Below are 13,196 nucleotides of genomic sequence, written 5' to 3'. Positions count from 1 at the left end.
CCTGGCCGAAGCGGGTGCTCTTCTCAACGACTACTTGCCGATGTGCACGTGCTTCCTGCGCGAGGGATTGGGCGATGCGGCCCGGACGATGCCTTTTGTCATCGGCGCGGAGATGATCCGGAGCGGGCTCGGCGCCAACGCCCCGCGGGATGCCGGTCGTAATCTCGCCATCCACGACATGGAGCTGGTGCGCCGTTTGCCGGTGCGCGGGCAAGGGCTGACGCTCTATTCCTCACTGTGCCGTTTCAAGGACGATTCGGTTGCACGCGGACTTCTCGGCTTCGCCGCGGAGGCGGCCAAGGCGGTCGGCGGAGAAGGCATGGCGGCTCCCGTGCGCATGGCTGGAGATCTCACCGGCAAGCTGCAGACCCTGCTGGGCTCCGGTGGCGTGGAAACGAGGTTCGCGAGGCTGGACGGCGATCCGCTGCGCCAGAGCGGTCATTATCTGCTCGCCGCGTCCAGCGAAGGAATCAACGGTGCATTGTCGGTGCGGGACGGTATCGTCTACCAGGGCGAGGGTGCCGGGGCAAAGCCGTTGGAGAATGTCGATTATCTGCTGCTGGAATTCGCCCATCTGGAGACGCTGGCGAGCGAAGACCTCGCCTTCGTCTCGCACCTGCCCTTTCACAATCGCTACGAGCAGATCGAGCAGGAGATCATCAAATCACAGGGGCAGCGGTCACCCGTCGCGGACGATCTGATGATCAAGCTGCACCAGGAGATTTACGCCTCCCCTGCCCTTGTCGCACGTGACCGGTTCGAGCTTTCGAAAATCTACCTGGCGGCGCGACAGAAGCTGGAATCCTCGTTCAAGCACCAGTTCGCCGCCGGCGAAAAGTTCGACGTGGGAACCATTCTGTGGGAGCGTGAGCGGAAGGCGTCGAGCCCGAAGGTCGGCCGCCTGATTGCCGCCGCGCGCGGAGGACTGAGCCAGGCGCTCAAAACGGAGCGCAAGGCTTCGGCCGGCGCCCCAACGACGATGCAGGAATTTTCGGCGATCGCGGCAGCCGTCCGAAGCGCAAGGCTGCCCGAAGACCTGCCCGATAACCTGTACGATCTACCCGAGGCCGATCGCGCCAACAAACTTCAAGCGGCCAACGAGGCACTGGAAGCGGCCAGCCTGGCCTTGACCCGCGCCGCGCTGCACTAACGCCCGATGAGATTTCGACGACGACTCGTCATCGCGCTTCAGCTTGTTGTTGACGCATGATCCTGCCGGAACGCCGCGTCGCGCTTTCCGGATCATGCTTTGGGTTCTGGAGCGGGTGAAGGGAATCGAACCCTCGTATTCAGCTTGGAAGGCTGCTGCTCTACCATTGAGCTACACCCGCGTTACGGGCTCCCTAACACGGCCGGGCGGCGGTCTCAACTGCCCAGGAGGCCGCCTTTGGTCGTCCTCCACCCCTTGCGAACCCGCCACCGGTTCCGGCAGCTCCCCGCCCTCTTAACAGCGATGCAATCGCCACCTATATTGAGGTCTTCCGAAACCAACGAAAGGAGGTGATCCAGTGTCTTTTACCAAGCGCTGTCACCTCGCTGGGATCGCCCGCTGAGCTTTTAATAAGGGCTTGGCATCGGGGCGCTCTCAGCCCTGGACCAGCGAGCAAGAAATCGGGCGCGACGGGGCTTCCCCGCCGCGCCTTTTCTTCGAGTTTCTCTCTCCAAGGTTTCTTGAGGGGATCGCCGGTTCAGCTCGCACGAAGCCGCTCGCGCAGCGCGACGGCGGCGATCAGCATGCCGACGCACCAGGCCGTGACCACCCGATGCGGCTCCCCGCCAAGCAGCACCGTGAAGTGAAGAGGCTCGTCAGAAGACAGGGCGCGATGGCCTTGCAGGTCCGGCTCATCAGCGCGAGCAGGAGCGGCATCGCCGCGATCGATATTTGCAGGACGTCCATTCGAACGCCGGTCTCGGTAGGTTTCAGAAGCCGAAGATGCCGAGCACGCGCCGCCGTTTGCCGCGCCGGCTCTCGACGATCCGCTCGCCGCCGTTCTCGGCCGAACTGCCGTAATAGCGGTGGTGGCCGGTCTGGTCGTGCAGATCGGCCGGCTCCGACTGCCCCGCCCGCCGCGCGTCGCAGATGATCTTGATGGTGTGACCCGACATTGCCGCCTCCAGCAAAGAACTTGTTGTTTGTGGTTCATCAGTCGCGACCGGTGCCGGCGGCGTTCACATGGCGAGGCCGCAATCGGGTTTCCGGACGGTTTCGCCGCTTGCCGGCCACGCAATATTTTGCTTCGGGAGTGTCGGGACGTGCTGCCGTGCCACGTCCTCTGGACTTGCGCAGAAAAACAACGAGGTGACGATGCTGTACGCCATCCTGGCCTATCACGTGGAAGACGAGGTCATGTCCTGGACGCCGGAGCAGGACGCGGCGGTGGTCGCCAAAGTCATCGAGGTTCAGGCGCCCCTCAGGGAAAGCGGTCAGTTTGGGCCGGCAGCCCGGCTGGACGAAACCCGGAAAGCCCGCACGTTGCGGGGGCCCGGCGCCGGAATGGTGCTGGACGGGCCGTTTGCCGAGACCAAGGAGCAGCTTCTGGGCTTCCATTTGATGCAATGCGCCACCGAGGAGGAAGCGATCGCAGCAGCGCGGAAGCTGCGCGCGGTCAACCCGACGGCGGTCTACGAAATCCGCCCGGTCAAGCTTTACGTGCCGGCCGATGGGTTCGGCGCGACGTAGAAGCGCTGGATCAGCAGCCCGCCAAAAGCAAGGAACCACACGAAGGGCGCCAAATGCGGCGCGAACGCCGCAACGACCGTGCCGGGGATGAACACGGCCACCGGGAACAGCGACGCCACGATCTCGCGGCTCCAGCCGCGCAGGATCGTCCACCACAGCAACGCATTGAGGCTGGCGATCGCGGTCAAATGCAGGCCATAGAGAACCGCCACCGCGTTGCTCATGGCGTAATTGGTGTAGAGGCCGTTGGTCACCGGCAGCAGCACGATCGAGAGCAGAAAGAACAGGTTGAGGACCACCATGCCGCGGCTGCCGAGGGGCTGGCGTGCCAGTCGGCGGTGATGGCTGATCCAGAACACGCCGGCGATGATGAAGCTGAGCGCAAAGCCGGCGAGCTTGCCGGAATAGACCCGCGCCAGATCATTCCAGTCCGGCGCGCCGCTGAACACCGCCGCCTTGGGCAGATCGTAGGCCAGCAGCGTCATGGCGACGCCGAAAATGGTGTTGCTCAGCGACTCCAGCCGCCGCATCTCGAACTGTTCGGGCTTGAGCTCGGTCATCTCGGTCACGGGTTGCGGGAACTTCGGGCTGTCTTTCCCCCTAAAACCTAAAGCAGGCTTCGTCCAGCTGCATTGCGATTGCCGGCGGAATGGCCGACTCTCAGCCTTTCACCGGGGCGATTCGTGGCGACATATCTGGACACGCTCAATGCGGAGCAGCGCCGCGCCGTCGAGCATGGCGTGGCCGATGGGGCGACCGTGGGTGCCCCCCTGCTGGTCATCGCCGGCGCCGGCTCCGGCAAGACCAACACGCTGGCCCATCGCGTCGCGCATCTGATCGTCGCCGGCAGCGATCCCCGCCGCATCCTGCTGATGACGTTCTCCCGGCGCGCGGCAGCCGAGATGGCCGGCCGCGTCGAGCGCATCTCCCGCAAGGTGCTCGGCGAGACCAATGCCGCGATCATGCGCGATGCGCTCACCTGGGCCGGCACCTTCCACGGGATCGGGGCGCGGCTCCTGCGCGAATATGCCGAGCGGATCGGCGTCGATCCCGCCTTCACCATCCACGACCGCGAGGACTCCGCCGATCTGATGAACCTGGTGCGGCACGAGCGCGGACTGTCGAAAACCTCGAGCCGCTTTCCCGCCAAGGGCACCTGCCTGTCGATCTACTCGCGCTGCGTCAACGCGGAGATGGAGATCGAGAAGGTGCTGGGGCAGCACTATCCCTGGTGCGCGGGCTGGGCCGCCGAGCTAAAGGGACTGTTCGCCGCTTACGTCGAGGCCAAGCAGGCCCAGCACGTGCTCGATTACGACGACCTCCTGCTGTACTGGTCGCAGATGATGAGCGATGCGCTGATCGCCGAGGAGATCGGCGGCCGCTTCGACCACGTCCTGGTCGACGAATACCAGGACACCAACCGCCTGCAATCCTCGATCCTGCTGGCGCTCAAGCCGGACGGGCGCGGCCTCACCGTGGTCGGCGACGACGCGCAGTCGATCTACTCGTTCCGCGCCGCCACCGTACGCAACATTCTGGAATTCCCGCAGAGCTTTTCCCCGCGCGCGGAGATGATCACGCTCGATCGCAATTACCGCTCGACGCAGGCGGTGCTGGCGGCGGCCAACGGCGTGATCGGCCTCGCCCGCGAACGCTTCACCAAGAACCTGTGGACCGACCGCAGCTCCGGGCAGAAGCCGCAGCTCGTCACCGTGCACGACGAGGCCGACCAGGCGCACTACATCGTCGAGGAAGTGCTGGCGAACCGCGAGCAAGGCGCGCTGCTCAAGCACCAGGCCGTGCTGTTCCGGACGTCCTCGCATTCGGGTCCGCTTGAGATCGAGCTAACCCGCCGCAACATCCCCTTCGTCAAGTTCGGCGGGTTGAAATTCCTCGACGCCGCGCACGTCAAGGACGTGCTGGCGCTGCTGCGCTTTGCCGAGAACCCGCGCGACCGCGTCGCCGGCTTCCGCATCCTGCATCTGTTGCCGGGCGTGGGCCCCGCCACCGCGCAGCGCGTGCTCGACCAGATGGCGGAGAGCACCGATCCGCTTCATACGCTCGGCCGGCTTCCGGTGCCGGCGCGCACCGGCGGCGACTGGACCGACTTCGTCCGCACGGTCGAAAATCTGCGCTATTCGGAATGGCCCGTCGATCTCGAGCGTGTGCGGCTCTGGTACCAGCCGCATCTCGATCGCATCCACGAGGATTCCGAGACGCGCCGCGCCGACCTGATGCAGCTCGAGCAGATCGCGAGCGGCTATGCGTCGCGCGAAAAGTTTCTGACGGAGCTGACGCTCGATCCCCCGGATGCGACCAGCGACAAATCAGGTCCGCCGTTGCGCGACGAGGACTACCTGATCCTCTCCACCATCCATTCCGCCAAGGGCCAGGAGTGGAAGTCGGTGTTCGTGCTCAACGTCGTCGACGGCTGCATACCCTCCGATCTCGGCGCCGGCACCTCGGCCGAGCTCGAGGAAGAGCGCCGGCTGCTCTATGTCGCGATGACGCGCGCCAAGGACGACCTCCACCTCGTCGTTCCCCAGCGCTTCTTCACCCACGGCCAGGCCGCCAAGGGCGACCGCCACGTCTACGCCTCGCGCACCCGCTTCATCCCGGAGCAGCTGGTCCACCTGTTCGAGCGCACCGCCTGGCCGAAGGCCGCGGCGGGCACGGCGCGCACCGCGGCACAAGGCCCGAAGATCGACATCGGGGCGCGGATGCGCGGGATGTGGCGGTAGACGCAAGAGGCCGGTCGCGAGAGGTGTCAGGATAACTGGAACAGCAGAGGTCCGGACATGAAAGCCGTCGTCGTCGAGCAATATGCCCCCATCGATCAGATCGAGCTCAAGGACGTCCCGCCTCCGTCCATGTCGCCGGGCCAGTTGCGCATCCGCGTGGAAGCTGCCGGGATCGGCTTCGTCGATGGCTTGAAGATCGAAGGCCGCTACCAGACCAAGGATCCCCTGCCCTTTATCCCCGGGACTGAGTTCGCAGGTGTGGTGACGGACGCGCCCGGCGCACCCGGCGGTTATCACCCCGGCATGCGCGTGATGGGGATAACGCGCTCGGGCGCGCTTGCCGAAGAGATCGTCGTCAGCCCTGCAGCGCTCCATCCCCTGCCGGACGGCGTCGCGCCAGAGGTCGCCGCCTCGTTTCGCGCCAATTATCTGACCGCGCTCTATGCACTCAGCGCCCGCGCCTCGCTCGGCGCAGGCGAACAGCTACTGGTGCTGGGCGCGGCTGGCGGCACCGGAATCGCGGCCGTCCAGATCGGCAAGCTGCTCGGTGCCCGCGTGATCGCAGCCGCATCGACGCCGAACAAGCGCGCGTTCGCGCAGGCGCACGGCGCCGACGCCGTGATCGACTACACCCAGGCCGGCTGGCGCGACACGCTGAAGGACTTGACCGGAGGACACGGCGCCGACGTGATCTTCGACCCCGTCGGCGGCGAAATCTCGGTGCAGGCCTTTCGCTCCATCGCTTGGCGCGGCCGGCATCTCGTGGTCGGGTTTGCCGCCGGCACGATTCCCGCGTTGCCATTCAATCTGCCGCTGCTGAAAGGCGGCGCCCTGCTCGGCGTCGACCTCGCGCAGATTGCGACGCGCGAGCCCGACGTGCAGACGCGCCTGATGTCGCAATTGACGGGCTGGCTTGCCGACGGCCAGCTGAAGCCCGTGGTCGGCCAGGTCTTCGCCTTCGCGGATTTCCGCGAGGCGTTCAGGACGATGCAGACGCGCGCTGCGCTCGGCAAGATGGTGGTGCGGATCGCGCCATAGCACGCATAAACGGAAACCGAGCATTTCCGCACGTGCGCTTGTGACCGGGCCGCGGTCCCTTAGATCTGGCCGATCATCCCACAGAGACCTGATCGATGACCGCACCGCTCGAATTCGGACTGGATACCTTTGGCGACGTCACGAGAGATGCGTCCGGCGCCATGATCACGCATGCGCAGGTGATCCGCAACGTCGTGGACGAGGCGGTGCTGGCCGACGAGCTCGGGCTCGACTTCATCGGGCTCGGCGAGCACCACCGCGCCGATTTCGCGGTCTCCTCGCCGGAGACCGTGCTGGCCGCGATCGCGTCCCGCACCAAACGCATCCATCTCGGCTCCGCCGTGACGGTGCTGTCTTCGGACGATCCCATTCGCGTGTTCCAGCGCTTTGCCACGCTGGATGCGCTCTCGAACGGGCGCGCCGAGGTGATCCTCGGCCGCGGCTCCTTCACCGAGTCCTTTCCGCTGTTCGGCTTCGACCTGCGCAAATATGAAGAGCTGTTCGAGGAGAAGCTCGATCTGTTCGCCGCACTGTTGCCGCAGCAGCCGGTGAGCTGGGACGGCAAGCTGCGTCCGCCGCTGCGCGATCAGCTGGTCTATCCGCCGGTCGAGAACGGCAAGCTGAAAACCTGGATCGGCGTCGGCGGCAGTCCGCAATCTGTGGTGCGTGCCGCGCACTACGATCTGCCCCTGATGTTCGCGATCATCGGCGGCGATCCCGCGCGCTTTGCGCCCTATGTCGAGCTCTACCACCGCGCGTTCAAGGAGTTCGGCCGTCCCGCGCAGCCGATCGGCGTGCACTCGCCGGGCTATGTTTCCGAGACCGATGCGCAGGCACGCGAGGAGCTCTGGCCCGACTACAAGGCCATGCGCGACCGCATCGGCAAGGAGCGCGGCTGGCCGCCGATGGGACGGGACGAGTTCGTCAGCGAGGCCGAGCACGGCTCGCTCTATGTCGGCTCACCGGAAACGGTCGCACGCAAGATCGCGAAGACCGCGAAGGCGCTCGGCATTTCACGGTTTCAGCTGAAGTACTCGGCAGGGCCATTGCCGCACGAGAAGCTAATGCGGAGCATCGAGCTCTACGGGCGCAAGGTGGTGCCGATGGTGCGGGAGATGATGGGGTAGCGTACGTGCAGAGCCAGTCCGCCTACGCCCTACGGGCTACGGCGCGACAGCCTTCGCTCACCAGAGTCTCTTTTTCGCGAAGGCGTGACCCGAACCGGATTTCAAGTAACGTTCAAACTCACGTGCCTTCGCAATGTCGGAGAAGGCCACGTAAGTCACCAGTCGCCAGGGCATGTACTTCGAGGTGTGCGGTGACTTGCCTGCATTGTGGTCTGCCAGGCGCTGCTTGAGATTCATCGTCAGGCCGATATAACGCTGACCTCCGAACTTCTCGCTCTCCAGAAGATAGACATAGTGCATCGCCGCCGCCCTCCTTCGCCAAGGCTTCGGAGGGCATCCTGCTTCGCGCAGTGAAAGGCTGCAATCCTGCGAAGCGCGTCAGCGCGAAGCAGGATGGTGGGGGAGGCAGGACTCGAACCTGCGAAGCCATGAGGCGGCTGATTTACAGTCAGCTCCCTTTGCCACTCGGGACACTCCCCCGCTCGACGGCAGCACAATCGGGCCGGACCTTGCCGGCGACCGAAGTCGGCCATGGAACGTGAAGGCCGCGACAACCCGGATCGGGGCGCGACCGGGCGCGTTTATGGGCGATGCGGTGGGGCAAAGTCAACCGAGGCAAGCAGCTAAAATGGCCCCCGCCGGCAGCGAAATTGCCATATTCCGGAACCCATGACAGAAGCGAGCCCATGAAGGATCGAAAATTCGGCCCCAAGGGGGCTCGCGGCGGGGCTAAGCCCTTCAACAGACCCGGAAAATCTGGCGGCCGGCCGGCTTGGCGCGACCGCGATTCGCAAACTGACGGGCCGGTCATTCTCTATGGCTGGCACACCGTCACCATGGCGCTCGCCAACCCGCAGCGGCGGATCCGCAAGCTGACGCTGACCGAGAACGCCGCAAGGCGTCTTGCGGACGAAAACATCGAGACCCGCGTCACGCCCGAGATCGTGCGCCCCCAGGAGATCGACCGGCTGCTGTCGCCCGACGCCGTGCACCAGGGCCTGCTCGCCGAGGCCGATCACCTGCCCTCGCCCGACATCGAGACCCTGGCGCAGGACGGCATGGTGCTGGTGCTCGACCAGATCACCGACCCACATAATGTCGGCGCCATCCTGCGCTCGGCCGCGGCGTTTGCGGTGAAGGCGATCGTCACCACGGCGCGCCACAGTCCCGAAGCGACCGGCGTGCTGGCCAAGGCCGCCTCCGGCGCGCTCGAGCTGGTCCCGATGATCACCGTGCAGAACCTCGCCCGCGCGCTGACGGCGCTGAACGAGCGCGGCTTCCAGACCGTCGGCCTCGACAGCGAAGGCAGCGAGGACATCAGCGACGTCGAGTTGCGGCAGCCGCTGGCACTGGTGTTGGGAGCCGAAGGCAAGGGCCTCAGGCAATTGACCCGCGAGACCTGCAGCGTCGTGGCACGGCTCGACATGCCCGGCGAGATCAAGAGCCTCAACGTCTCGAACGCCGCCGTGCTCGCGCTCTATGTCGGCGCAAGCCGGCTCGGCCTGATGAAGCGCTGACAGAACGAAACGCCCGCCCGCATTATGCGGACGGGCGTCCCCGTTGGCTTTCGCCGATCAGAGATCAGTAATGGCGGCGCAGGGCGCGGTGGCCGCCGTAATAATGCGGCGCGGCACGGTGGGCGTAGCCGTGGCGATGGGCGTAACCGTAACGATGAGCATGGCCGTACTGCACGCGCGGCAGATAGCCGTAGCGCGGGCCGTAGCCATAGCGATACGGACGGTAGTACGGGCGGCGATAGGGATAAGCGGCCGGCGGCGCGACCGCAGCGGCACGATAGCCATAGCCATAGCCGTAATTGGCAGGCGCGACGACCGCATCTTCACGATAGGTCGGATAGGGCGCGAAGGCGCCCGGACCGGTATAGGTCGGGCCCTGGTTGACGTAGTAATACTGCGTGGTCGGCGCGGCGAGACGCTCATAGGCGCCGTAGCCGTAGCCATACCCGTAGCTATAACCGCCGCAGCCGGTGTTGCAGCCGGAATAGACCGGCGCAACCGGCGCGCAGGTGCTGAAGCCGCAGGCCGCGGCGGGCGCGCTGGCGGCGAACGTCACGGCAGCTGCCGCAACCAATCCCGAAATGATCTGACGCATGACTCTCTCCTGTTGATTTCCGTTTCTTGGATTTTCACGTTTCTCAGCCCGGCCGCCTGCCGGGTATTTCTGTGCGCGGCCGCGGACGCGGACGCGGACGCTCGTTGATCTCGGGCGCGTAGATCAGCGGCGGCGCATCGACCGGCGGGTCCATCTGCGCCGGCAGCGGCGCGGACGAGGCGCCCCAACTCTCGTGATAGCTCTCGGCGGGCTTCGGCAATTTGCGGTTGGCAGGTGGCTCGACCTCGAGCCGGCCGTAGCCCGGACGATGGCCCAGCGTCGGATAATAGTGGCCGACATGGTCGGGTTGCCGCTCGGCGATATAGCGGCCGCCATAGATCGTGGGCTGCACCTGCTGGTTCTTGCCGAGGCCCCAGGTGCCTTCGACCACGGCATAGCTGGCGTCGATGTTGTTGATGATGATCGGCACCCCGGGACGGCCGGGAATGACGATATCAAAGCCCTCGCCGGCCGACGCCGTCGCAGGCAATCCAATCAGAAGGGCGGCGAGCGTCACGGCACGCATGAGGGGATCCCGGTTGTCCGGCAACAACCTAGCCGATCGCAACGCAGAGAGAGTTAAGGCCCGCCCGCCAAATTCCGGTAAGCCTAACGTGCAAGGTCTACGCGCCGCTCAAATGCTGCACGGCGAACTAGCGAAGCGTTAACGGCGGTCCTTGCAGGTGGAACCGAGCCCCGCGTGCTCACATCCGTTTGACTGTTCGCTTGCAAAAATCCTGGGGTTGCATCGGAACGTCACGCGCCCTCGGCATTTAGCTCCCGTCAAACAAATTGGGAGCGAAGAACCATGAACATCAAGCTTCTCGGAGCTACCGCGATCGCAGCGACCATGCTGGGCGGCGCCGCCATGGCGCAGGCGGTCGTCACCAATCCAGCCCGCTGCGCGGCGCAATTCCCCAACGCCAACTGCCAGAACCTCGGCCCTGGAAACCCGTACACCGATAGCGGTTACCGCAATCGTCGCGCCTACCGGCAAAGCAGCTCCGATTGGAATAACGACTGGAACAGGAGCCGTACCGGCTTCTGGCCGACCGACGTCGCGGCGGGCGTCGCCGGCGCCGCGATCGGCACGGCCGGCGCGATTGCCTCCGCACCCTTCCGCGCCTGGGACAATTCCTACGCCTATGACAATTCGTGGGACCGTGGCTGGGACAATCGCGGATGGGACACCCGTACCTATGCCCAGCGCAACGGCTTCGTCTGCACGCCCGGCACGTACTTCAAGGGCCAGGACGGCCGCCCGCACCTCTGCCAGTAAGGCGGATCGAAGCGAACACGACATGTCAGGCGGCCCGCAAGGCCGCCTGATTCATGTCTTGCACGGCGGCCTTCCGGTTCTGGCACTTTGCCATCAAGTCTGGTATTGCGGCGCGCACGGGCGGACGGCCCGGCGTACACGTCGAGCCCGTTCCGCGTCCTCGCGCGTCGCCGGCTTAGCTCAGCGGTAGAGCAGCGGTTTTGTAAACCGAAGGTCGGGGGTTCAATCCCCTCAGCCGGCACCAGATTCAGGGCACGCAGCTCCGGGACGGCAGTTCGTCCAGCCGCCACAGGCCAAGGCTCTTGTCGCGCCAGCCGCCTCCGCCCTCCTCGCAGCGCTCGTTGATCAGCTCGCGTGGCCGCGGCCAGTTGAACGGCGCTTGCTCCATGTTCAGCGCGCGCCAGTCGCCGTCCTCGCAATCCTCATTGTTTTCCCACTCCGGAAACGTCGTGACGAGCAGGAATAGTGCGCCGCTCGCGCGAAAGCCGACAAGGGCGCGAGCGATGTTGGCAAAGCTCAGATGCACCAGACAGTCCCGGCAGAGAATGACGTCGGCACGCGGCAGAGCATCGCGCGTGACGTCGCCGACCAGGAAGCGGCCGCGCAGTTCGCCGCGGGACGCGCGGAGCACGTTCGCTTCGATCAGCGAGGGCACGATGTCGATGCCGGTGTAATCGACACCGAGCTCCAGCCGGCCGATCCAGCCGGCATCGCCGCAGGGCGCATCCAGCAGCGAGCGCGCCCCGAGCCGTTGCAGCAGCGCTGGAAGCGCCTCCCGGATCGCGTCGGTCGCGGGATCCTCCGAGCCAAGGCCGGAGACCGAAGTCGCCGCGCCCCAGAGGTTGGTCCGCACGATGCGCTCGAACCGGGCGGCGAGATCGAGACTTGCGAAATTCTCGCGGTCCGCCAGGAATCGTTCGTGGGCGACCACGGGAGGACGACGGGAGATCATCGGGCGAGCCTCTGCGAAGTCGCGAGCCAGTGTACAGGCGATGCATCGCCATGCCAGCGATCCGGTCCAGCTGGGAGGCGGCCGATCTGGTCAGACGGCACCGGAACCAAAGAGGTGGGTCGCTCGTTCTCGACCCATGCTGATCCGGGAAGAAAACCGAAACATGGTTCTGCTGGCAACCGTGGCGCTGTGCTGTAGCGCTTTTGCCGGCGTCTTGGCGATGATTGAGCCGGTGCCGGGACGGGCGCCCGACAAGCTGGTGGCCGAAACGGCCGTGACGGGCGACACCACGCCAACCCAGATACCGGTTCGGGTCGTCGGCGCCCCGTTCGAGCCCAACGTCAATCCACGCGAGCGGTAGCGCTATTCGGGGAGGCGTTCGCCCCCTCCTCCACGGGCCGGCCGTACGGACGTGCCAATCGTTCCGCAAACGCGATCACCTCCGCCCGCTTGCCGGGCGGCAGCGACAGGAACGCGCGGATCAGCTTCAAGCCCTCGGCCTCGTCGGGGCGTTCATTGGGTGCATCCATTCCCCCAATGTCGGGCGATCGGGAAAAATATGCAATCCCCTGCAAACAGCCTTGATTCGAGACAGCCGCTTTGCTGGAATGCGCGAGGTTAAGGTGGATCATGAAATGGATCAGGGAGCGCGACGCACTGATCGCGCAGACAACGGCCTTCGTGCAATCGGTGACAGGCAGGAAGGACGACTTGCTCCAGGCGGAGGCGCCTGCGGCTGGGCCGACTGCTGCAGTGGAGATCCTTGCCGTGGAGGCGGTCGCCGTCGCCTTCGAACCGCCGCGAGCCTCCCTTCCGCCGCGTCTTGCCCCTCTCTCACCGCCCGCAAGCGGCAATTTCCGCACCGAGATGCAGGCCCGCATCGCCAATTTCCGCAAGCATCAGGAGCGCTTCGAGCGCGAGCGTGAGGAATATTGCGCGGCGACCCTAACCAAATTGCGGGCCGCCATCCGCGACGCCTCCAGCCCGCCGGCCGAAAAATAAGCCCGCCCCGCCAGGGCTACAGCCAGGACCAGACCAGCCAGAGATTGGCCGCACAGGCGCCGAGCAGCGCCAGCGTCAGCGGCAGCAGCATGTGCCCACAGGATGTGTTCAGGTCGCTCGTCATGGCGGAAAACATCCGCTGATTCCGGCCAAGGAGTCCCAGGGATTCTTTTTTCCGGGATTCAGGACTCGTTAAGGACTCAGGGACCGCCGGATCGATCACGGCTCCGTGAACGGGCCCGCCCCCGGAACCCGTTGCCGCGCG

General features: G+C 65.6%; 16 protein-coding genes and 3 tRNA genes. 10 read left to right on the top strand and 9 right to left on the bottom strand.

Annotated elements, in window-relative coordinates; genetic code table 11:
• Positions 1-67: 67 nt before the first annotated feature.
• A complete protein-coding gene (locus AC3WLX_RS21910) occupies positions 68-1,150 on the top strand; it encodes a hypothetical protein (protein WP_492337556.1) in 1,083 nt (360 codons plus the stop codon).
• Between the two features lie 107 nt (positions 1,151-1,257).
• Here the strand turns inward: AC3WLX_RS21910 and AC3WLX_RS21905 are convergent.
• Positions 1,258-1,331, bottom strand: a tRNA-Gly gene (locus tag AC3WLX_RS21905).
• A 589-nt stretch (positions 1,332-1,920) separates the two neighbouring features.
• Positions 1,921-2,106, bottom strand: a complete 186-nt coding sequence (locus AC3WLX_RS21900; protein ID WP_492337555.1) for a hypothetical protein — start codon at positions 2,104-2,106, stop codon at positions 1,921-1,923.
• 199 nt (positions 2,107-2,305) lie between these two features.
• Here AC3WLX_RS21900 and AC3WLX_RS21895 point away from each other — a divergent pair, with 199 nt between their 5' ends.
• A complete protein-coding gene (locus tag AC3WLX_RS21895) occupies positions 2,306-2,680 on the top strand; it encodes a YciI family protein (RefSeq protein ID WP_028137147.1) in 375 nt (124 codons plus the stop codon).
• On the opposite strand, the gene AC3WLX_RS21890 is transcribed toward AC3WLX_RS21895, so the two are convergent.
• The gene (locus AC3WLX_RS21890; protein WP_492337903.1) at positions 2,647-3,240 is read right to left on the bottom strand and encodes a TMEM175 family protein; all 594 of its coding nucleotides are present in this window, start codon (positions 3,238-3,240) and stop codon (positions 2,647-2,649) included. The genes AC3WLX_RS21895 and AC3WLX_RS21890 overlap by 34 nt on opposite strands.
• 123 nt (positions 3,241-3,363) lie before the next feature.
• On the opposite strand from AC3WLX_RS21890, the gene AC3WLX_RS21885 reads away from it, so the two are divergent.
• The 3 genes from AC3WLX_RS21885 to AC3WLX_RS21875 all read left to right on the top strand — a co-directional run bounded on the left by AC3WLX_RS21885 (position 3,364) and on the right by AC3WLX_RS21875 (position 7,586).
• A complete protein-coding gene (locus AC3WLX_RS21885; RefSeq protein WP_492337554.1) occupies positions 3,364-5,421 on the top strand; it encodes an ATP-dependent helicase in 2,058 nt (685 codons plus the stop codon).
• A 57-nt stretch (positions 5,422-5,478) separates the two neighbouring features.
• A complete protein-coding gene (locus AC3WLX_RS21880) occupies positions 5,479-6,459 on the top strand; it encodes an NADPH:quinone oxidoreductase family protein (RefSeq protein ID WP_492337553.1) in 981 nt (326 codons plus the stop codon).
• Positions 6,460-6,554: 95 nt separating this feature from the next.
• Positions 6,555-7,586, top strand: coding sequence for an LLM class flavin-dependent oxidoreductase (locus AC3WLX_RS21875; RefSeq protein ID WP_492337552.1), 1,032 nt, complete (start codon positions 6,555-6,557; stop codon positions 7,584-7,586).
• A 57-nt stretch (positions 7,587-7,643) separates the two neighbouring features.
• On the opposite strand, the gene AC3WLX_RS21870 is transcribed toward AC3WLX_RS21875, so the two are convergent.
• Together AC3WLX_RS21870 and AC3WLX_RS21865 are read right to left on the bottom strand one after the other, a co-directional pair.
• Positions 7,644-7,886: a GIY-YIG nuclease family protein gene (locus tag AC3WLX_RS21870; RefSeq protein WP_492337551.1), complete on the bottom strand. Its 243-nt coding sequence runs from the start codon at positions 7,884-7,886 to the stop codon at positions 7,644-7,646.
• Between the two features lie 94 nt (positions 7,887-7,980).
• A tRNA-Tyr gene (locus tag AC3WLX_RS21865) sits at positions 7,981-8,066 on the bottom strand.
• A 206-nt stretch (positions 8,067-8,272) separates the two neighbouring features.
• On the opposite strand from AC3WLX_RS21865, the gene rlmB reads away from it, so the two are divergent.
• On the top strand, positions 8,273-9,103 hold the full coding sequence (gene rlmB / locus AC3WLX_RS21860) for a 23S rRNA (guanosine(2251)-2'-O)-methyltransferase RlmB (protein ID WP_291625412.1): 831 nt from the start codon (positions 8,273-8,275) through the stop codon (positions 9,101-9,103).
• A gap of 64 nt (positions 9,104-9,167) precedes the next feature.
• On the opposite strand, the gene AC3WLX_RS21855 is transcribed toward rlmB, so the two are convergent.
• Positions 9,168-9,698 (bottom strand): hypothetical protein, encoded by a 531-nt coding sequence (locus AC3WLX_RS21855; RefSeq protein ID WP_492337550.1) that lies wholly within the window; start codon positions 9,696-9,698, stop codon positions 9,168-9,170.
• Between the two features lie 43 nt (positions 9,699-9,741).
• On the bottom strand, positions 9,742-10,224 hold the full coding sequence (locus tag AC3WLX_RS21850; protein WP_492337549.1) for a hypothetical protein: 483 nt from the start codon (positions 10,222-10,224) through the stop codon (positions 9,742-9,744).
• A 282-nt stretch (positions 10,225-10,506) separates the two neighbouring features.
• Here AC3WLX_RS21850 and AC3WLX_RS21845 point away from each other — a divergent pair, with 282 nt between their 5' ends.
• Both AC3WLX_RS21845 and AC3WLX_RS21840 read left to right on the top strand, forming a co-directional pair.
• Positions 10,507-10,977, top strand: coding sequence for a hypothetical protein (locus AC3WLX_RS21845; RefSeq protein ID WP_291625417.1), 471 nt, complete (start codon positions 10,507-10,509; stop codon positions 10,975-10,977).
• Between the two features lie 169 nt (positions 10,978-11,146).
• A tRNA-Thr gene (locus AC3WLX_RS21840) sits at positions 11,147-11,221 on the top strand.
• 3 nt (positions 11,222-11,224) lie between these two features.
• Here the strand turns inward: AC3WLX_RS21840 and AC3WLX_RS21835 are convergent.
• Positions 11,225-11,929 (bottom strand): class I SAM-dependent methyltransferase, encoded by a 705-nt coding sequence (locus AC3WLX_RS21835; protein WP_492337548.1) that lies wholly within the window; start codon positions 11,927-11,929, stop codon positions 11,225-11,227.
• A 163-nt stretch (positions 11,930-12,092) separates the two neighbouring features.
• On the opposite strand from AC3WLX_RS21835, the gene AC3WLX_RS21830 reads away from it, so the two are divergent.
• Positions 12,093-12,290 carry a hypothetical protein gene (locus AC3WLX_RS21830; RefSeq protein WP_492337547.1) on the top strand — a complete coding sequence of 66 codons (198 nt, stop codon included), beginning with the start codon at positions 12,093-12,095 and terminating at the stop codon, positions 12,288-12,290.
• On the opposite strand, the gene AC3WLX_RS21825 is transcribed toward AC3WLX_RS21830, so the two are convergent.
• Positions 12,271-12,561, bottom strand: a complete 291-nt coding sequence (locus AC3WLX_RS21825) for a hypothetical protein (protein WP_492337546.1) — start codon at positions 12,559-12,561, stop codon at positions 12,271-12,273. The two genes, AC3WLX_RS21830 and AC3WLX_RS21825, sit on opposite strands and share 20 nt — an antisense overlap.
• On the opposite strand from AC3WLX_RS21825, the gene AC3WLX_RS21820 reads away from it, so the two are divergent.
• Complete coding sequence (locus AC3WLX_RS21820; RefSeq protein ID WP_492337545.1) at positions 12,560-12,931, top strand: hypothetical protein; 372 nt, start codon at positions 12,560-12,562, stop codon at positions 12,929-12,931. The genes AC3WLX_RS21825 and AC3WLX_RS21820 overlap by 2 nt on opposite strands.
• The last annotated feature ends 265 nt before the right edge of the window (positions 12,932-13,196 follow it).

This window comes from Bradyrhizobium sp. FW305-F6 (assembly GCF_058782905.1).
This window is presented reverse-complemented; position numbering and strand designations above follow the sequence as displayed.

Excerpts from the sequence above, each read along its gene's own strand:
- AC3WLX_RS21835 (WP_492337548.1), bottom strand. The coding sequence starts at position 11,929 with ATGATCTCCCGTCGTCCTCCCGTGGTCGCCCACGAACGATTCCTGGCG.
- AC3WLX_RS21820 (WP_492337545.1), top strand. The coding sequence starts at position 12,560 with ATGAAATGGATCAGGGAGCGCGACGCACTGATCGCGCAGACAACGGCC.
- AC3WLX_RS21845 (WP_291625417.1), top strand. The coding sequence starts at position 10,507 with ATGAACATCAAGCTTCTCGGAGCTACCGCGATCGCAGCGACCATGCTG.
- AC3WLX_RS21880 (WP_492337553.1), top strand. The coding sequence starts at position 5,479 with ATGAAAGCCGTCGTCGTCGAGCAATATGCCCCCATCGATCAGATCGAG.
- AC3WLX_RS21855 (WP_492337550.1), bottom strand. The coding sequence starts at position 9,698 with ATGCGTCAGATCATTTCGGGATTGGTTGCGGCAGCTGCCGTGACGTTC.
- AC3WLX_RS21900 (WP_492337555.1), bottom strand. The coding sequence starts at position 2,106 with ATGTCGGGTCACACCATCAAGATCATCTGCGACGCGCGGCGGGCGGGG.
- AC3WLX_RS21890 (WP_492337903.1), bottom strand. The coding sequence starts at position 3,240 with ATGACCGAGCTCAAGCCCGAACAGTTCGAGATGCGGCGGCTGGAGTCG.
- AC3WLX_RS21895 (WP_028137147.1), top strand. The coding sequence starts at position 2,306 with ATGCTGTACGCCATCCTGGCCTATCACGTGGAAGACGAGGTCATGTCC.
- AC3WLX_RS21875 (WP_492337552.1), top strand. The coding sequence starts at position 6,555 with ATGACCGCACCGCTCGAATTCGGACTGGATACCTTTGGCGACGTCACG.
- AC3WLX_RS21830 (WP_492337547.1), top strand. The coding sequence starts at position 12,093 with ATGGTTCTGCTGGCAACCGTGGCGCTGTGCTGTAGCGCTTTTGCCGGC.
- rlmB (WP_291625412.1), top strand. The coding sequence starts at position 8,273 with ATGAAGGATCGAAAATTCGGCCCCAAGGGGGCTCGCGGCGGGGCTAAG.
- AC3WLX_RS21870 (WP_492337551.1), bottom strand. The coding sequence starts at position 7,886 with ATGCACTATGTCTATCTTCTGGAGAGCGAGAAGTTCGGAGGTCAGCGT.
- AC3WLX_RS21850 (WP_492337549.1), bottom strand. The coding sequence starts at position 10,224 with ATGCGTGCCGTGACGCTCGCCGCCCTTCTGATTGGATTGCCTGCGACG.
- AC3WLX_RS21825 (WP_492337546.1), bottom strand. The coding sequence starts at position 12,561 with ATGATCCACCTTAACCTCGCGCATTCCAGCAAAGCGGCTGTCTCGAAT.